This is a genomic window from Enterococcus sp. AZ009 (assembly GCF_050548785.1).
Classification (GTDB): Bacteria; Bacillota; Bacilli; order Lactobacillales; family Enterococcaceae; genus Enterococcus_D; species Enterococcus_D entomosocium.
This window is the reverse complement of the sequence record NZ_CP172960.1, coordinates 2,435,616-2,454,877: the sequence shown is the minus strand read 5'-3', so window position 1 is coordinate 2,454,877 and position 19,262 is coordinate 2,435,616. Positions and strand designations below refer to the sequence as shown.

The following is a 19,262-nucleotide window of genomic DNA, read 5'->3' as shown; positions in this document are numbered from 1 at the left end:
AAGAATGAAATCTTTCGGTATGCTAGAGAAAGCGATAAGACACATCTAGTTAAGGAGAAAAAATGAAAAAGACACTTTTGGTTGCAAGTTCACTTGTTTTGCTGACGCTGCCTGTCGTGACGGTATCCGCAGACAGCTTTGATCAGAAGATCCAGCAGCAAAATGAAAAAATCAGTGACATAAAAAATGAATCTACCTCATTAGAATCACTGAAACGATCCACAGAGGCAGAGATTCAATCGATTGAAGGAGAAATCCAAGCAATCCTACAAAAGAAAACGACGACGGAAGAAGAAGTCAATGCCTTGGCACAAGAGATCCAAGTCCTTGAAGAAAAAATCATCAAGCGCACAGAGGTACTGGCGAATCAAGCGCGTGACATTCAAACGTCGGAACCTTCCAATCGGTTGTTCCAAAAAATCGTTGATGCTGAATCCATCGGAGAAGCCATTCAACGGGCGATTGCTTCAGTAACGATCATGAATGCCAGCAATAGCATCGTCGAACAACAGCAAGAAGATATCGCAATGAGCCAGAAATTGGAAAAAGAGTTGCAGGAACAATTGGTTGCGATCGAAGAGCAGTCAAGCGCATTGCAAGGAAAACAAGCGGAATTAGCTGATGTCAAATTGAATCAAGAAGTTGAACTAGCGGACCTTGCCTTGGCATTGAACACCGAAGAAGAGAAAAAAGACCGATTGGAAGCGGATCAAGCAGAAGCAAAACGGCAACGAGAAGCAGCGTTGAAGCAACTGGCTGAGCAAGAAGCACAAGAAGCAAAAGCGCGCAAAGAAGCAGAAGAAGCAGCAAAACGCCAGCAAGCAGCAGAAGCCGAGTCAGCTAAAACTGCTGAAAATCCTGCCGTTCAACAAGCAGCAGTGACAGCAGCACAGCCGAAGACGGAAGCAGCAGTGGCACCAGAAACATCGGTGGCTCCAGAAAAAACTGCAGCTACTCCTGCACCTGTGCAGCAAGCAACTGAGCCAAAAGAACAAGCAAGCACAGGTGGATGGCAAATGCCAGTCGATTCGGTTCATATTTCGAGTCGTTTTGGGTATCGAACAGATCCAACAGGGGCATCAGGAAATCAACATAATGGCATCGACTTTACCGGGGGGACAGGAACACCGATCTATGCGATTCAAGCAGGCGAAGTTGTCGAAGCGGGCTATGGTCCGTCAACTGGTAACTATGTGATCATCAAACATGCCAATGGCATTTACAGCTACTACATGCACTTTAGTACATTGCCAGCTGTCTCGGTCGGACAAAGCGTCTCAGCTAGACAATATGTAGGCGGTATGGGAACGACTGGAAATTCAACTGGCGTCCATCTACATTTAGGGATGTCAACAAGCTTATGGTCAGGATTCTTTGATCCGGCACCAGAATTGGGCTTATAATAGTCAGAAAATCCGCAGAAGCGAACAGGCTTCTGCGGATTTTTTGGTTGCTATTCTTTTACGAAGTCTCAATTGGCTCAGCGCCAAAAGCGGGTCATCTCCGCTTTGTCTTTCAGGTTGAAAGCGATCATGTCTTCAATCAATGCTTGATCGATCGGCTCAGTCCACTTGATGCGAAAAATGTTATCCGTATGGCTGTAGCCAGCTTTTTCAATGGCATCGGTAAACTGTTCAAGACACTTGGTTTCTGGAGAGACAGAAAAGTGCGGTTTTGAAACGCTGAAACCGATAATAAAGGTTTCATGGGCGGTGAACATCGGCTGATTCCATTTAATGACTGGAACGAGGTCAGGAAATTTCTTGGTAATAGCGGCAAATAAGGCACGGAGTTTTTCTTGTTTTACTGGATCTTCAATGCTGGTTAAGTAAGTTTCTAATACATCCATTGGGAGATCTCCTTTCGTTTTAAGGAACGAGTACAGGCAATGTCGATTAATAAAAATAACGCATGTTTGAAATCAACTATTTTGTTACTTAGAGTGTACTGTAAAGTTAGTAAGTTGACAAACCTGTTGCCTTGCATGGGGGATAAAGCCTTCAGAAACAAACATTTTTTGCAAAAAGTAACGCTAAAAACAACTTTTTTTCTGCTCGAACAAAAGCCAAACATCAGGAACATTCCAGTATTATCCTGCACGGTTCCTTGAGATCAGCTTAACTTTTCAGAAATAACAAATGAAAAAGCAGATTATTTTCAGAGGAAACTTTCAAAAAGAAATCGGTTGCATTCAACAAGAATTCTGCTAGAATATAACTTGTTCGAACAAGTTGTTGAGCGAAAGCAAAAAGAAAGGAGGAGGACTTGTGACCAAAAGGAAACCGGTAACCCAAGCAGCCAAGAAAGAATATGCAAACAAAAGTATGCGGTTTAATCGTTTTTTACTTTTTCGTTATATGACTGCGATCTTTTTCTTTGTCAATCTTTATTGGACCATATTGAGTCTGTCTCAATGGACATGGGCTGGTTTGATTCCCATTGCCTTATTGATCGTTGATGGACTTATACTTATTGAACAAACTCAAAAATATTGGCAGCAATCGAATCGTTTACTGGTGACAAAAATCGGATATTGGCTCCAATTCGGTGTCAATCTGATTGCAATTCTATTTATTTTGATCGGACAGCAAGCAACATTGATTCCTTTTATGAATCAATCGGGTAGAGGCATCTTACTTGCCTTGTTTACTGTCGGCATGATCGCGTGCCTGTTCATCCAGCGTAAAGCGTGGTTGATCGAGCATGACCGCGACAAATATTTCACGTATTTGACTACATTTGAAACTCAAGGAGGAACAGTCAATGGATTCAGAAAATAACAAAATGTTTGCCTTCTTGGACCGCTACTTAATGGGTCCAATGGGGAAAATCTCACAATTACGGATCGTTCGTGGGGTCATGGCAGCCGGGATGGCGTCGATTCCTTTCACTATTGTAGGATCAATGTTCTTGATCGTCAGCGTTTTACCACAAAGCTTCCCTGCATTAGAGAGCATTTGGAGTGCGTCATTCGATAAGATCCAAAATCTTTACATGTTAGGTAATACCGCAACGATGGGGATTTTAGCACTTTACTTCTGTGTCGTGTTTGGTTACGAGTACACCAAAATCCAAGCACAAGAAGAAAAAATCGTTCTTAGCCCAGTCAATGGCGCGTTGCTTTCAATGATGGCGTTCTTTATGTGCTTGCCACAATTAGTTTTTGAAGGCGGTATGGCAACATTAGTCAATGTCATTTCTGATGACCAAAAAATCATCGATGGTTGGGAAATGGCTGGCGGGGTGACTCGTTTAGGAACAACTGGGATCTTTACAGCGATCATCATGGCGATTATTGCCGTAAAAATCTACGCATTCTGTGTGAAACGCAATATTGTCATCAAAATGCCTGACACAGTGCCAACAGGAGTATCTTCCTCTTTTACAGCATTGATCCCAACGGCACTGACTTCATTAGCTGTAATCGTCATCAATGGTGCATTAGTCGCAATGGGCACAGATATTTTCAAAGTCATTGCGATTCCTTTTAGTTTCGTGACGCAATTGACCAGTACCTGGGTCGGACTACTTGTTATCTACTTCTTCATGCATGCGCTCTGGATCGTGGGTATTCATGGGGCAACGATCGTGACCTCATTCTTGACGCCAATCGTATTGTCGAATATGGTGGAAAACCAAAATGGTGCCAACATTGCCTTTGCGGGTGAGTTTAACAATAGTTTCGTAACGATCGGTGGTTCAGGAGCGACGTTAGGAATGGTGATTTTCATCGCCTTCTTTGCAAAATCAGCGCAGTTAAGTGCTTTAGGAAAAGCAGCGATCGTGCCATCCTTCTTCAATATCAATGAACCGATTTTGTTCGGGATGCCAGTGGTATACAACCCGTACACGGCGATCCCATTCTTCTTAGCACCGATGGTTTCAATGTCCGTTGCTTATTTTGGCATCAACTTAGGCTTTGTTAACCCACCGATTGCCCAAGTAGCGTGGCCGACCCCAATTGGCTTATCCGGCTTTATTGGTTCAGGTGGTGACTGGCGTGCCTTTGTCTTAGCAATCATCTGTGCAGTCGTTGCTTTCTTGATTTGGTTCCCATTCATCAAAATGTATGATGGCAAATTATACAAGGACGAACAAGCAAACGCAACGAAGGCATAATCTTTCCGTTTTTTTGATAAGCCGGCTATGAAAAATAGCTGGCTTTTTTTACGCCAAAGACGATAATAGTAGTAGAGAATCGCAAGGAAAGGAGTAGGCAGATGACGAAACTCAGTATTGAAGACTTAGCAGCAGAATTGATCAGAAAAATCGAAGCTGGTGACATTGGAAATGAGCAGGGGAAGATGCCTAGTGAACGAGAGCTTTTGGCAATTTATCCAGTTTCTCGTTATACGTTACGCCAAGCCCTCAATAAGTTGAGCAAGATGGGCTGGATCTACCAGATGCAAGGCCGCGGCTCGTATATTCGTTTTCATAACAACCAAAAACCGACCATTGAACAAGGAGATCTTGGCTTCAATGAAGACTTGACCCGGGGCGAGAAAAACATTCGAACGGTCAAAGCCTCAAAGCGACTGGTCAAAGTATCAGAGGCGTTGTTTCTCCCAAGCCAAAAACAATTTGCGAAAGATCAGCACTTTATCGAAGTCCAACGGTTTCGCACGCTAGATGACAAACCGTATTTGATTGAGCGTTCCTATTATATACCTGAAATCGTAGGGGAGATCTCCGAAACAATGATGGAGGGGTCAATGTTCCAAGCTTTGGCAGAAGAAAAACAACTGACAGTCGCCTTCATCGACAAGTTCATTCAAAGCAAACCGCTATCACAGGAACAAGCTGCGTTTTTTCATCTAGAAGAAGGCATGCCCGCATTGATCGTACGAGACGACAGCTATCTGAGAAATGGGGAGCTATTAGCCTTTTCGATGATCCATTATGATTATCGGATGGCGACATTATACATGCATAAAAAGTTGTTCGTTTAAAGAAAACTGATTTTCAAGAAACGGTTCTTTCTTTTTTTGAAGGCAAGAGAAGAGCAGCCCATTAGGGAGAAAAAAACTTACAGTTGCGGATCGGTAGACAGGAACCGGCTTTCAAACTGAGAGAAAAGGGATCGCTTCCAATAGATGAAAGATGACTGAGCAGTAAAACTATATAATAGGTAAAGAATCGATCAGCGACCTTGGCTTATAAGGTCGCTGATTTTTTTTGAGGGGATTGATCGGCGGTTAGGAAGGCGTGATTGTTGATTTAAGATAAAGATCGTTTAAAGAAGACCATTCGTTTCCTTAATACGAGGATATTTTGCTCAATTTTTAACAATATCATGTGGATAACCGACTCGCTCTGACAGATATTTCATCAAGTGAAGAAATATCTGATTTTTCAATCTGTTTTTGCTTTGATACTATCAAATAGACAACAGATGTTCTGCGAACGGAAGCCGTCTTTTCGTTTAATGGCTATTTTATTGAGAAACAGGCCGATTCACTGACTTGATTTCTATCCTCCAAAATAAATGGAGGTCGTGAAAATCAAGGGGTGTGGTGGTTTTTGCTTTCTTTTTTTGAACGAATGATGGCAAGAAGGAAACGGACATCACTGCTCAAAAGGTCACAGCAGAAACGTCAGCTCGTTTGAAAGAACGACCGCGGATAGAACAGCGAAAGTGCAACTTTTCACGAAAGCAGACGAACAAGCAGACCAATTTGTAGACACACTAAATTGTTAACGAATCAAATCATCGATGAGTGAGGAATCAGGAGGGGTAACATGGCATTATTTCGCAAAAAGAAAGATGAAGAAACTTACGAAGGCGTTCATGTCTACGACGAGGAATATGATGAAGAAGAGTACGACGAAGACGAGTACGATGATGAAGAATATGATGACGATGAGTATGACGATGAAGAATATGAGGACGACGAGTACGAGGATGAAGAATACGAGGAAGACGAGTATGACGATGATGCCCAAGAAGAGCTGCTGGCATTAGAAAATACCGTTTCACAACTGACCAAGACCGTCGAACATTTGACCAAGCAATTGGAAAACAAACAAGAATCCATCAATCGGATGGCTTCGCAAGCGACGCAACAAGAAAGTATCATTTATGAAAACAAGCAGCTGCAAATGCGCTACAACGAGTTACAGCAGCAGTTAAAAGAAGCAGAACGTCAACAAGAAGCCCTCAAAACCAATTATGAGCAAGAAATTGAGCAGTTGACGAGTCAAGAAGACGAATTGATCGAAGTAGAAGAAGAGCTCGAACAATTGCGTCAAAGAGAAGATGAACTGCTAAAAGAATTAGAAGAAAAAAGCAAGCAAGTCCAGGCTTTTGAAGAAAAAGCGATTCATTTAGAAGAAAAAGCGGCGATAATCGAAAACTACAAATTAAAAGAAGTCGAAAGCATGCGGCGGATCACTTCGCTTGAAAATGAAAATCAACAGTTGAACTTGCGCTTGCAAGAAGCGGAAGCGAAATATCGGGATCTCGAACGTTCAAGAGTCGAACAATTGGCAGATAAGAATGTCTTACAGCGTGACTTGGAACGTGAGCTGGCAAAGGTCGAACAAATGAAGGACGAGCTGGCGACGATTTTGATCGAAGCAAAAGAAAAAGCACGGGAAACCGCTGCTGAAGCAGAACTGGAAGCCGACAGAAGACGTCAAATGGCGGAAAATGAAGCCCACAAGATCATTTCAGAAGCATCGATGGAAGTGATGAAAATCCGTCAAGAGATCAAGCAATACCAAGAACGACTTACGACGTTTCATCATGAATCGAAAGGGTTGTTTGAGCAGTTGATCCAGCATAGCAAAGTGTTGAATCTGCCAGACTAAAAAGAAGGTTATGAGTCGGAATAGACGAAAAGGTCTGCTAAATAATTTCCGAGAGCGACACGACAAAGGAGGGAAACCCACTAGGACCATATATGCTGTATAAGAAATCACAGGCAACAACTACGACTTGATTTCTTATGAGAATGTTGGTCATTGGGACGAATGTGACGAATGATATTTTAAAAATTGCCATCTATCCAACCTTGAGTCCAAATCTTGAGGAATTATTTTACAAACAAGAGGCACTTCCATCAGTAATCACTGCCTGTGACAACCTCTATCAAAAAAAGTGGCCGCTCAAATCCTCGATTCGCAAACAAGTGACGCATTACTTTGAGCAATTTTATTCCATCGAAGCCTTCACCCATCATATCGAGATGGAGATCTTACGGAAAAAAATCGATTACTCAAAATTACGCATTCCCTTGGAACAGCAATTTCCTCAGTTTGTGTGGACGCAAATCGGCATCAATCATGTGTCCGATGAGAAAAGCAATTTGTTTTTGGAGTTTGTACCAATCGCATACACCGAAGAAGAGTTTCCCTTTACGATGCAGTTGCATGCTAGCTTGCAGCAGCAAGCCCCCGCTGGTGTAAGTGATGCGAACGACTTTAAAGAGCAACTGGTAAAAATCGTACAAAGCGTGATCGACGAACAAAATGTCACGTTTGTGAGTCGCCCGAAAGCGCAAGTCCATGAAGAAAAACGTCAGGGCAAAACCAATGCAATGAAAAAAGAACTGGAAGACACGCTCGAGTTCCAAAAGGTCAGTGCGGATGAGCCACCAAAGTTCAAAAAGAAAGTTCGAAAAAAAAGCAGCAAAAAAAAACAGTCAAAAAAAGCCAAGCAATTGTCCAAAGTCAACGCCAATGAATTAGCGTTGGAGGAAGAGGCGAAACGAGAACGAGCAAGCAAAGAGCGCTTGCGCTTGGCCAATCAAAAGCTTGAGATCTACATCGAAAACTTAGAAGCCTCTTTGATCAAAAATAGTATCCACTATTTAAACAGCTTGACCGATGAAGAAGACGAGAACTGGCATACGCAATTGAAAATCAGCTTACGAGAATATACCTATCTTTTTCAAAAAGCCAAATACCTCGAACAGGTTTGGCGCATCAATGACAATCTCGTACAAAAGATCGAAAAAATGACGTTGAACGAAAAAGAATTGACCTATGAGAGAGGGCAAGTGCAGCAAGTGGTCGACAACAACCTATCTGCTAAAGATATCAGTTTAGTTTTTTATGAATGCAGCGTGATTGAATCACGAGTCAAATTGTATGAGCGACCATGGTTTAGAAAACCTTACGCACGCATTATGAAGATGGACTATGACAATCTTTTACGAAAAGCCGCTTACTTTGATCTTCTCCAAAGCGAAAGCTATCTATTAGAAAAAAAAGCATTGATCGAAGGCAATACAGACGTTAGGAGCAGTCTATGAGAACCCAAAAGCAAAAACAACGATTCTTATTCTTATACCGCATCTACTTTATTGCTTCTTTGATCCCATTAGCGGTATTTTTGCAGCTGACCGCCTATTTTTATCTCTCTGCCTTTCGAGAATATGTCACTATCAGTCACTTGTTTTTACTCGCTCTTTTGCTAGGTTTTACGATGTATTTGCGGAACAATGCCTTTCATTATCAATTGCTGCTTGTGCAGCTTGAGAAAAATGAAAGCAAAGACCATGAACGACCAAAAAAAGGCACCAGCAAGAACAGCCCCAAGGAGGAGGATCAAGAAGATGAAAAAGCCCAGAAGAAACGTAAAAAGTCTGTTAGCGATCGGAGCATTTATCGGAATCATCAATAATCAAACGATTTCTGAAGCCATGGTTCGATCGATCTTAGGTGTAGAACCATCTACTTATATGGAAACCATCGATGCACAACGAGAAAGTCGTGGGCAATCGATAACGGATGCCCTCCGACCGGTCTCTTACGAAGGAGCTGACAGGATAACGGAGCAACTTGATACTCCTCCAGAACAAACAAAAGAAACCCTTCCAGAAGAAGCGGAGCAGGGCGAAAAAGGAACGGAAGTCCAAGTCGTAAATGATGTGGAACGACCGGCAGACGAGGGACAGACAGACGAGGAAGAGATGGAGAGCGGCACGGATGAAACAGAAAATCAAGAGGCCGAAGACGTTCCGTCGACGCCAGATCCTTCAGAAGGCGATCAACAGCCGAATCAGCCTGCTGGACCTGAAACGAATGAGCAAGAAACCAACGATACCAACAGCAGCAACAATAGCGGAAACAACCAATCAAATGGGAATCAAACCAATCAGGACAAAGAAAAAGAGCCCGATCCAATCACTGAAGAACCCGAATCGCCGATCGATGAAGAAGAGCGGGAAAGCAACTTTCAATTTTCGGTTTCTCGTAATCTAACGACACAACAATTCATCAATGAGATTGGTTCTGACGCGCAGGATGTTGCCTATAACAATGATCTTTATGCTTCAGTGATGATCGCACAAGCCATCTTGGAGACTGGCTCAGGAAATAGTGCCTTATCCAGTCCGCCAAACCACAATCTCTTTGGCATCAAGGGCAGCTTTCGTGGGCAAAAAGTGACCTTCAATACGCAAGAAGATGATGGAAGTGGTGCGTGGTATACGATCTCTTCCAATTTCCGTAAATACCCAAGTTACCGTGAATCCATCGAAGATTACGCTCGCTTACTAAGAGGAGGCATCACAGGCAACCCGCGCTTTTATGCCCCCGTTTGGAAAGAAAATGCCCCAACTTATCGGGAAGCAACTGCGTGGTTGACAGGGCGCTATGCTACGGACATCCATTATGACCAAAAGCTGAATGCGTTGATTGAGGCCTATGATCTAACCATTTATGATAATGAGCCGACCGAAGAGATTTTGGAAGAGATTGAACGCACACGTGCACAAGCAATCGAAGCAGCCCGCAAGGAAGAAGCGGAGACGACCCGTTCGTTGTTTGAAGACTTGCAAAGAAGCGCGGCAAATCGTCGAGGCTCAGGGAATTTGCCAGCGTCCATTCGGACCGTCAAGGATCGCTTGCAGGAAAATGCCAATGCCAATACTTATGCAAACCAATTAAGAGGGATGGAACGAGCGGGCAGCGAGGTAGATGCCAATGAGTAATCAGTCGCAAGCACCTAGAAGAAAAAAACGTCCGCCACAGCCTGCCAAACGTGAAAAAAAACGAGACCAATCAGAGGATACACCGAGAAATCCCCGAATCGAAAAGTTTCAGGCGCAAGGAAAGCAAGCCAGCCCTTCTAGTGGCAAGAAACGACCAAAAAAGCCGACCCAAAAAGAACCGACAGGACAGGCGCCTGTGAAAAAGAAACGAAAAAAAGCGGCTGGCACAGCGAATCGCCCCAAATTACCGACCGAAAAGCAGCATCCTAGCAAGCAAAAAGAAAGAGCAGCTGCCAGTACGACCAGTGAAGCACCACGCAAAAAGAAAAAGCGTCCACCGCAGCAAGCACGTCCAAGTCAGCACAACGAGCAGGGGAAAATCAAAAAATCAAGTCATCCTAATGCCAAATCAAAAGGGACCCACAAGCACGGAAAAAAACCAGCGGAAGTTTCCCAGAAACGACGTCCCCCGCAAAAAGGCAAAGCCGCGACGAAGAAACCAACAGCCAAAAAGAAATCTGGCAATCTCGTACTGAAAATCATCTATCTGATTTTCTTGGTTTGTAGCATGACTGTCCTATTTACGTTTATCGGCTTATATGTGACTGATCAAAACGAAATGACAGTTTTTAATCATCGGGTGGTGCGTTTATCAGATAATGGGATGGCGAATCTTGACAGCTCCGCATTACGCACACAAGATTTGATCATTTTAAGAGAACAAGCCTTCACTCAAGTACAGCCAAACGGGCTCGCGGTCTTTACAAATGGCTCAGGAACCGGCTATATTGCTCGCCGAGTACTATCGATCGAGGCTGACGAAGAGCAGGGCTATCATTTATCCGTCATTGGTGATGGACAGGCATTTGGGGAAGAAGCCATCGAAGCAGACCGTTTCGTTGGAGAAGTCTCAATGAGTATCAACCATGTAGCAGATGTGTTTCGTTTTATTGATCAAAACTTGATATTATCCATCATCTTCTGTGTATCATTGATCGCCTTATTCATTCTATTAGGCATTTATCTCTTTACTTGAGAAAAGAGGAAACAAGGGTGCAAAAAAAATTGTGTTAAGAAATAGTATCGCGGGTCTGCTTTTCTTTCTTTTGTTGCTTAGCATCTTGATTTGGCAGAATAATCAGTCTATTCATATTCGTCGATTAGCGGATGAAAATGAAGTGTTCGAAAAAATCGAGATTTTGGAAGAATGGCAGGAACGAATGACCCTTACAGGGACGACGATCCAACGATCCGTTCGGGTAATGAACGCTAGTGAAGTGCCAGTCTTTGTCCGAGCAAGTTTTGAAGAAGTGCTGCGCTATATCGCGCCAGACAGTGAGGAAGCAGCTTTTGAGCAGGCGGCAGATGCGAGTGATGCGCCAGACTTATTACCAGTACTGTCTCGCTTTGATGAAAACGAAATTTTAGCAAGGGGGTATCAGAACGTGACCCAGCAGATCCCAGAACTCATTGGAAATGCTCTTGATGGTCAAGTGATGGTTTGGATCAGCGATGAGACGATCGAAGAGTTGGCACCCACGCCTCCCTTGGATGCCTTCGATAGTGAAGAGATGCAGGAGTTATTGGGGGAACTAGACGCTGAAGAACAGGAAAATCCTGAGAACTTCTACGATCGCACCGAAGGCAATGAAGAAATGGAGGAGCCACCGTCATCAGACTTGATCGATGGTCCACCAGATCTCTGGCAAGAACCGGTCCTTGTCGAAGCTCACTTCAGCTATTCCTTTCGACGAAACCAACAACCGGTCATGCAGAAAATGAGTGGGGAACTGCTGCTGCTCAATCCTGCTGATCCGGTTGCTGAGTGGACCTTTGAAGCAGCCAACTTGACCTATAGTTATTATCTTGAAGGGTATCGTTATTTTGTTCGAAACTGGGCGGAGTCGCAGCTAGCCAGCCCCTTTTCCACCAGTGAGGAACCTACGGGATTCACGTATCTCGGAGAACAGGGAACGATTGACCAGTCGTCATTTGATTACACGACGACAGAATCTGGGTTAGGCAGTGCCTTTCACTTGCCAGAGATGATCAGTGCGTTTCCCGATGCTGCTGGCTTGTATCCGACCCAAACGGTGAAAACGCTAAGCAGCTTTGTCTCTGAAAGTCCCGCCCAGATCGATTCAGAAGCCATTATGATCGAATTCGGTTCTTTGAGCGATTACCGTCAGATTGATCGAAATACTTGGATCTATAATCCCGATGATGGCTGGTTTTATTATAGTTTCCCTTTGGACCGATCCTATCAAAGTGAAGACGGTTATGGCGTCACCCGTTCACTGATCGAACAAGTGATGATCGATACAAGTGTCGCAGACGATAGCCATCTTGCCTACGAACTTTTACCGAAAGTCGAAGTCATTCAGGCTTCTGATCGACAATCATTAAAGGAGGTCTTTCAGTTAGACAATGATCGGCCAGAGAGTGCCACTGCGATCATCTATCGGCATTTGCACTCACTTCAATAAGTTGCTAGAAAATAAGTCAAGGAGAGATTCACGTGAAAATGGTCATTGAAGAAATTGAATACCGTTATTTTCTTCAATACGGGAAGTATTTGGATTATTTCTATCAACAATACATGCAAGCGAATGTCGAAGATCCTGATGTTGAAAAAGGGATCGCCGAGATTCAGCGACTGGTTGAAGAAGAAAGGTATCATTATATCAGGGAACGAATCCGCATCACACGCAAAGCCAAAAAAAGTATTCCATTAGCTGACTACCCTGATTTCAATAAACTGATTCACTGGGGGTTTACCCTTAGCAAATTATCTTTTCTTGACCCAGATACAAGTATCAACCAGCTAGAAGAAAAGGATTCTCCTTGATCGGAGGCTAGGCAAAAAGCAGGTGATAAAACTGAAAAACGGCAGACATGCACATAGTGTACTTGATGAATCGGGGTTCAGCCTGGTTGAGATCCTTGGAGCGATCGTCATTCTCGGGATCGCAATGGTCATGATCGCCATGCTGATCATCCAAAATAACCTGATCCTTAGCTACAATACCCGAATGGAAGAAGCCATCGCAGCACGAGATGATGTCAAGGAATGGCTAATATACCGGGCACAGACTCAAGACTTGGCGGATTTGAATATCGGGATCTTTACGGCTAGACCTTCTTGGATGATGGTCGATCCAGATGATCCCTCAGAAGTTCGCCGACACCATTTGGTCCTCGATAATTCAGGGATTCAATACAATGCGCAAGGGCAACCGATGTATGAAGAAATCCCGATTGCTGTAGATGATCTCAATCGGGGCCGATTTATTCGCAAGGTGGTATACGATCATTCTGGCGCTCATTTGCCGCAGCCCTTGGTAAATTCGGAAGAAAATCGCCTCTATATGGGAACGTACTTGTCGGAGAATGAAGAAACCACCAACTATTTGGTCAAGGTCTCCATTCGCGAAGACCCCAGTCATGGACTGCGAGAAGACAGTTACGACCGTCGTCAGCTCGGGCTCGGACTTATTATTCAGGTCTTCGATAAACAAACGGGCGCATTTTTGACAGAAACGTATCTGCATTGGGTAGTAGACTATTGAAAGGGCTGGCTGTTCTTGCGGAGTTGCAAAGGAGGGGCGCAGATGAAGCATCGATTACAGGATGAGCAAGGAATCACGCTTGTCGAATTGTTAGGGGCGATGGTCATATTCGGCATCATCATTGCACTCTTTTCTGGGACACTCTTTTTGATCGTCCAAGCTTCTGTTCGTCAAGGTCGAATTGCTGCCTTTCAAGGGATAGCGAATGAAATCTTGGCGCAAGCAGACCAAATCGCCAAAATTGATGGTATCTATGAACATGCGGGGTATTTAGGAAAATATGATAGTCTTCTTTTCCACGAGGAACATATTGTCAAAACAATGCCCGAAGGAACCTTAGGGGCAACGATTACGGAAGAGGGCAGTCCGCGAATGGTTGTGACGGATATCACAGATACCAACAATATTCGTGCCAGAGTCTATGATACGAAAGATCCTACGATTAAGTTAAAGATCATTCAACAAAAAAATGAGAATGAAGCGACGTTGACCCATCACTATACGCCAAATTATCGCGATACGTTCAGTATCCAGACCAAGTTTTTCGTTTTATTTTACACGGAAACGATCAACTTTGCGGATTATTATGATGATTTGACTGGCTGGTGGCAGATGGAGGAGCTGGTCACTGATTACCACAAGCAGATTATCTATAAACGAGAATTTACGATCAATTATCGTGACAATGAGAAAGCAAGAGGGGGGGTACCCGGGAATGGAAGATGGTAGACAAAATGAAGCTGGTTTTGCGCTGATTTATGCCCTCGCGGCGATCATTCTTTCCTCTTTGATGATTGGCTTGGTCTTCCTTGTTGCTCGAAATGTCAATTCACAAATTCGAACGATAGATAGCTTCCGTCGAGTGGAAGATGTACACGAATATTCCTTTCAACTCGCTTCTCAGGAGCTAAAACTGAGAATAGATGATTTCATCACTCGAACCATGCAGAATGGCGGCTTCTATTCTAATAATAATGACTGGCAAGACCATCTAGATAACGAATTGAGATTTGTGCTGGACGAAGTCGATGTGAATGAGACCATTGATGATACATTTTCTTTTACCTCCTCTGTCGTTGACTATGAATATAATGAGATCGCCCCTTATGTAATGACCAAATCTGGTGGGGAGCAAGGATGGATCCAATCCGCCTCGATGCTGCCAGATAAAACCAATCTTCAAATCATTATTCGAATTCAATCGCAAGTCACGGATCAGACGCAATTGGCTGAAGGGCAACCGCGAGTACATACAGCTTCTGCCGAATATATCTATGAAATGCAGCTTGAAGAAGAAGACCTCGAACAAAGACAAACACAGCTGGATATTTGGCGAAACATTTTTTATCCCTATTACTTACCCTCTACAGCAGGGCAAGCTGTATCCGCCGATACTTGGGTTCGAAAATTGTTTGAAGTCGCCGATTTTCAACGCGTACGTCCATCGTTTGATTATCTCGCTTTTGAATCGGATGACTTCTTGCAATTCGGGTTTGCCAACAATGTCCTGCAAGATTTTCAAGACGGCAGATTTTTAGATTTTCGAACAAAGCCGATTCTTAATTGGCTGCATTTCGATGGTTCCTTTTTCTTTAATCATGGGGTCCAGATGGAAGGACAGGGAAGCGGGCAATTTTCGGCAAAAAGTCTGCTTGCGATCCAGAATGATGGCGGACAGCCTAGTAACGGGTTGAACGTGATCAAAGACATCTTCTTGCAAGCCGGTTTAGGAATGTATATCGATTTGGGCAGTCGAGCTGGCAGTCGCTTGGTCCTCTCACAAGCATATACGGATATCCTTGCTGGAAACGTATGGATCAACAACACCAATAGTTCGGCTTCGAGAGTTGAGCAAGAAGGGGTTCTCTTTGCTGAAGGCCATCTGAATGTTTCCGTAAATTCACCGGATGCGGGCACTGGGTTAGGCGAATTAAATACCAATTATTTTAATTTTTATCATCGAGAAGCTACGAAACAGAACCCTGCGGCAGATGATAGTTTGACGTTTATGAAGCCGTCGATGGTTCTGACGAGCAGCAATTTTTATGCGGGACCAGTCACGGAAGGCTCGATCGTGCATAGTACCGAAGATACGGAACGAAGGATTACTGTTTATGGTGATTTTATGCTGACGAATACGATGATGCCTAGTGGTGGAACGATCGATGATTTCTCGTATTTTCAGAATCAAAATCAATTCACAGTGCCCCATGACCCGTCAAGAATCACATTGGATGGCAGCAATACCATAATGGAGGTTCACGGGCTTTCATTTATCGATGCGCCGAAAACTGCTCGTAGATTGGCATTAGCAGAAGCCGGCAGTTCAGCGGTTTTTGATTCTTATTATGGAGATCCAGCGTATTGGAATCAAATCACCTTAAAAAATGGTGCCCAGCTGATCTTGGGTCATACAGGCGTTGAACCCTTTCATTTAGCTGTGGATAGAGAGTCGACCTTTGTCATGGAAATACTGCCAGATTTGGCATTATTTGACCCGACATTTTTAGCAACAGGGGCTCATAACCGTCGTCTTGAAGGAACGGTCGTTCTCGTACCTTACTATATGGATGACCAGGTGGAACTAGAAAATCAACTGCAACAATTAGGCGTCAATTATCGCGTCCGCGACTTTGAAAGTCAGGCGCAACCGGGGGAGGTAACGATCCTCAGAAGTTTTTTGGATCGAAACATGTGGTCTGATGATGAAGCATATTTAACCGTTACACGAATGTTTGACTATATCAACAAACTCGATTATTGAAAGGAGGGCGCCAGTTGCCGCAATCAAGTGAAAGAACGCCACGTAGAAAACCTAGAAGGCCTCTCAAAAAGTCTGAGAGTAGTCCAAGTTCAACCACCGCTGAGAAAACACAAACAGGCAACCTGTTTGACTTAGAGATCAGCTCAGAGGTTTTGTCCCTGATCCCCCGCTCGTTTGCCAAACAGCACAGCGTCTTTCCATTAGAAAAAAAAGGCAACCGCTTGACCGTTGCGATGGCAAACCCTGGGGATTATGCGGCGATCAATGAAATGCGTTTGATCACTGGGTTATTGATTCGTCCGCAAAAAGCCCACAATGCCGATATCCAACAACTGATCGTTCGCGATTACCCTTCTGAGATCAGTTTGGATGGCTTGAGCGACTCTCTCGTTGAAACCATCGATCCAGAAGGCGACTCAAAATTAGATGATTCGCCAATCGTAAAATTGGTCAATACCCTGCTGCAAGATGCAGTGGATCGGGGCGCCAGTGATATCCATTTCGATCCCCAAGAAAAAGGATTAGTTGTTCGCTTACGGGTCGATGGGGAGCTTCGTACCCATGAAAACTTGCCTAAGAGTATTCAGACTGGTGTTACTTCACGACTGAAAATCATTTCCTCCTTGGATATCACCGAAACACGTGTGCCACAAGATGGTCGGGCAATGATTCGTAACGGGGGCAACGTGGTTGATTTGCGGGTCTCGGTTTTGCCTGTCATTCATGGGGAGAAAGTCGTGATTCGGGTGTTGGATCGCTCCAGTGGCATTCGGCGCCTAGATGAGTTTCGCTTTGAACCGAAGGTATTGGCGACCTTTAAAGCGATTTTGCATAAACCCCATGGAATCATTCTTGTCACAGGACCGACAGGATCAGGGAAATCATCTTCCTTGTATGCGGCGCTGCAAGAGTTGAACACGCCGGAGATCAATATTATCACCGTCGAAGACCCAGTAGAGTTTCAGCTGCAAGGCATCAACCAAGTGGCAGTCAACAGCAATGTCGGTTTGACCTTTTCCGCTGGATTACGGTCGATCTTGCGACAAGACCCCAATGTCGTGATGGTGGGAGAGATTCGAGATGGCGAAACGGCGGAGATTGCGATTCGGGCTTCCATGACCGGGCACTTGGTATTATCCACCCTGCATACCAATGATTCCGTCAGCACCATCAATCGCTTAGTCGACATGGGGGTAGAACCGTTTCTGGTTGCCAATGCGTTAGAAGGCATCTTAGCTCAACGGCTCGTCCGAACCCTTTGTTCTTCTTGTAAGACAGTAGGACCAGCCAGCGACAAGGACAAGCAGTTATTTGAATCCTATGGCATCACGGTTACGGAACTGGCACAACCCGTGGGCTGTCCAAAGTGTGGCAATACGGGATTCAAAGGGCGAATGGCCGTCCAAGAGCTGTTGACGATCGATGCCAAGCTGCGCCGTATGATCACGAACAAAGCGACCAACGACCAGCTGATGGATTATGTTCAGGAACGAAAGATGCGCTTTTTGTTGGATGATGGGTTAGACAAAGTGCAACAAGGCTTTTCCACCATCGAAGAAGTCTTGAAGGTGGTCGCTGCAGAAGAGTGAGGCGCTGATTGATTTATCGGTGATCCAGGGATCACCGGAGAACTACATACATTGTTTTAGAAGGAAATGCACATAGAAAGGGGCTGGTTTAATGGATCAAACGAGAGTGGCAACACAAGAGCGAGCAACCAAAAGGGCGACGAGAGAAAAAACAGCTCCGACCCGTACCCGCATTCGGGAAAATCGTGAACTGAGAGAAAAAAAACGTGCCCACAGTCGCCAGAGCGATCAAGACCGATCTGTCTCGACGCGGGAGATCATTCAAAAAGCAGAACGGCAAGCAGTGACAAAAACGACGACTGCCAGCAGTACACAGGGCGTCAATCGCAACGAAGCGGCGCAATTTGCTGCCATGTCACCTAAAGAGCGGATCGATCATTGGTTGATGATCGCCGTCGAACAAAAAGCATCGGATATCCATTTAGTCGAAGGCGTACCGCCGATTTTTCGTCGCCACGGCGACTTGCTACCGATCGAAGGGGTTCCGACCATCGACACCAAGGACATCGAAGCCATTGCCGAAATCCTTTGCAACCAACGGCAATGGGAGGAATTCAAGGGAAAAGGCGAGACCGACTTGGCCTACGAACTAGGCGACATCTGTCGCTTTCGGGTCAATATTTTCCGCCAAAAAGATACCGTTTCGATCGCCTTGCGGCAGATCCCCATCGAGATCCCGAAGCTAAGCAAACTCGGTATGCCGACCGTCTTGCGGACTCTGATCCATAAAAGCCAAGGCTTGTTCTTAGTTACAGGGCCGACCGGTTCAGGGAAATCAACGACACTGGCTGCGATGCTGGACTATTTGAATGATACCAAAAAGACGCATATTTTGACGTTGGAAGACCCGATTGAGTACATCCATAACCACAAAAAAAGCATCGTTGCCCAGCGCGAAGTCGGCAGCGACACCATGTCCTTTGGCAATGGCTTACGAGCTGCCCTGCGTCAAGATCCAGACGTCATCTTAGTAGGGGAGCTGCGGGATTTTGAAACAATCTCGATTGCTTTGACGGCAGCGGAAACGGGACACTTGGTATTAGGAACCTTGCATACGTCAAGTGCCCCAGCGACTATTGAACGGATCGTCGATGTCTTTCCTGCCGATCAGCAGACTCAGATTCGTACACAGCTTGCTGGCGCATTACTAGGGATCTTGTCCCAGCGCTTGCTGCCAACGATCGATGGCAACGGACGGGTAGCAGCAACCGAAATGATGCTCAATACCCGAGGGATCGCCAGCTTGATCCGTCAAGGGAAAACCCACCAGATCCATAATATGCTGCAGATGGGAAAAAACGAAGGCATGCATACCATGAGCGCTTCTTTAGAAGAACTCGTTGCTGCGGAACGGGTCGATGCCGATGTGGCAGATAACTTGATGGAGGAAGGGGGCGAATAG

The 19,262-nt window shown here is 44.8% G+C and carries 17 protein-coding genes; 16 read left to right on the top strand and 1 reads right to left on the bottom strand.

Going from position 1 to position 19,262, the window contains the following annotated elements; genetic code table 11:
- The first annotated feature begins 62 nt into the window (after positions 1–62).
- Positions 63–1,403, top strand: coding sequence for a peptidoglycan DD-metalloendopeptidase family protein (locus IGJ74_RS11790; RefSeq protein WP_087663936.1), 1,341 nt, complete (start codon positions 63–65; stop codon positions 1,401–1,403).
- Positions 1,404–1,480: 77 nt separating this feature from the next.
- Here IGJ74_RS11790 and IGJ74_RS11785 read toward each other — a convergent pair whose 3' ends face one another.
- Complete coding sequence (locus IGJ74_RS11785) at positions 1,481–1,849, bottom strand: iron chaperone (RefSeq protein WP_086373108.1); 369 nt, start codon at positions 1,847–1,849, stop codon at positions 1,481–1,483.
- A 418-nt stretch (positions 1,850–2,267) separates the two neighbouring features.
- On the opposite strand from IGJ74_RS11785, the gene IGJ74_RS11780 reads away from it, so the two are divergent.
- From IGJ74_RS11780 to IGJ74_RS11710, 15 genes are all read left to right on the top strand, one after another.
- The gene (locus IGJ74_RS11780; protein WP_086316331.1) at positions 2,268–2,780 is read left to right on the top strand and encodes a hypothetical protein; all 513 of its coding nucleotides are present in this window, start codon (positions 2,268–2,270) and stop codon (positions 2,778–2,780) included.
- Positions 2,764–4,119 carry a PTS cellobiose transporter subunit IIC gene (celB, locus tag IGJ74_RS11775; protein ID WP_086373107.1) on the top strand — a complete coding sequence of 452 codons (1,356 nt, stop codon included), beginning with the start codon at positions 2,764–2,766 and terminating at the stop codon, positions 4,117–4,119. The genes IGJ74_RS11780 and celB overlap by 17 nt, the downstream gene beginning before the upstream one ends.
- Positions 4,120–4,220: 101 nt before the next feature.
- Positions 4,221–4,949 carry a GntR family transcriptional regulator gene (locus IGJ74_RS11770; RefSeq protein ID WP_008378710.1) on the top strand — a complete coding sequence of 243 codons (729 nt, stop codon included), beginning with the start codon at positions 4,221–4,223 and terminating at the stop codon, positions 4,947–4,949.
- A gap of 790 nt (positions 4,950–5,739) precedes the next feature.
- Positions 5,740–6,810 (top strand): DivIVA domain-containing protein, encoded by a 1,071-nt coding sequence (locus tag IGJ74_RS11765; protein WP_086299313.1) that lies wholly within the window; start codon positions 5,740–5,742, stop codon positions 6,808–6,810.
- A 137-nt stretch (positions 6,811–6,947) separates the two neighbouring features.
- A complete protein-coding gene (locus IGJ74_RS11760) occupies positions 6,948–8,255 on the top strand; it encodes a hypothetical protein (RefSeq protein WP_101699187.1) in 1,308 nt (435 codons plus the stop codon).
- Positions 8,252–8,626 (top strand): hypothetical protein, encoded by a 375-nt coding sequence (locus IGJ74_RS11755; RefSeq protein WP_005235091.1) that lies wholly within the window; start codon positions 8,252–8,254, stop codon positions 8,624–8,626. Before IGJ74_RS11760 ends, IGJ74_RS11755 begins: the two co-directional genes overlap by 4 nt.
- Positions 8,559–9,938, top strand: coding sequence for a glucosaminidase domain-containing protein (locus IGJ74_RS11750; RefSeq protein WP_034872257.1), 1,380 nt, complete (start codon positions 8,559–8,561; stop codon positions 9,936–9,938). Before IGJ74_RS11755 ends, IGJ74_RS11750 begins: the two co-directional genes overlap by 68 nt.
- Positions 9,931–10,974 (top strand): hypothetical protein, encoded by a 1,044-nt coding sequence (locus tag IGJ74_RS11745; protein WP_008378699.1) that lies wholly within the window; start codon positions 9,931–9,933, stop codon positions 10,972–10,974. Before IGJ74_RS11750 ends, IGJ74_RS11745 begins: the two co-directional genes overlap by 8 nt.
- Before the next feature lie 31 nt (positions 10,975–11,005).
- On the top strand, positions 11,006–12,424 hold the full coding sequence (locus IGJ74_RS11740; RefSeq protein WP_430608436.1) for a hypothetical protein: 1,419 nt from the start codon (positions 11,006–11,008) through the stop codon (positions 12,422–12,424).
- A 38-nt stretch (positions 12,425–12,462) separates the two neighbouring features.
- Positions 12,463–12,786, top strand: coding sequence for a hypothetical protein (locus IGJ74_RS11735; protein ID WP_016610400.1), 324 nt, complete (start codon positions 12,463–12,465; stop codon positions 12,784–12,786).
- Between the two features lie 22 nt (positions 12,787–12,808).
- Entirely contained in the window at positions 12,809–13,507 is a 699-nt protein-coding gene (locus tag IGJ74_RS11730) for a type IV pilus modification PilV family protein (protein WP_254908531.1), read from the top strand.
- A gap of 42 nt (positions 13,508–13,549) precedes the next feature.
- A complete protein-coding gene (locus IGJ74_RS11725; protein ID WP_016613462.1) occupies positions 13,550–14,236 on the top strand; it encodes a PulJ/GspJ family protein in 687 nt (228 codons plus the stop codon).
- Complete coding sequence (locus tag IGJ74_RS11720; protein ID WP_142971669.1) at positions 14,223–16,271, top strand: type II secretion system protein; 2,049 nt, start codon at positions 14,223–14,225, stop codon at positions 16,269–16,271. Before IGJ74_RS11725 ends, IGJ74_RS11720 begins: the two co-directional genes overlap by 14 nt.
- Positions 16,272–16,285: 14 nt before the next feature.
- Positions 16,286–17,860 carry a GspE/PulE family protein gene (locus IGJ74_RS11715; protein ID WP_008378687.1) on the top strand — a complete coding sequence of 525 codons (1,575 nt, stop codon included), beginning with the start codon at positions 16,286–16,288 and terminating at the stop codon, positions 17,858–17,860.
- 91 nt (positions 17,861–17,951) lie between these two features.
- The gene (locus tag IGJ74_RS11710; protein ID WP_008378685.1) at positions 17,952–19,262 is read left to right on the top strand and encodes a type IV pilus twitching motility protein PilT; all 1,311 of its coding nucleotides are present in this window, start codon (positions 17,952–17,954) and stop codon (positions 19,260–19,262) included.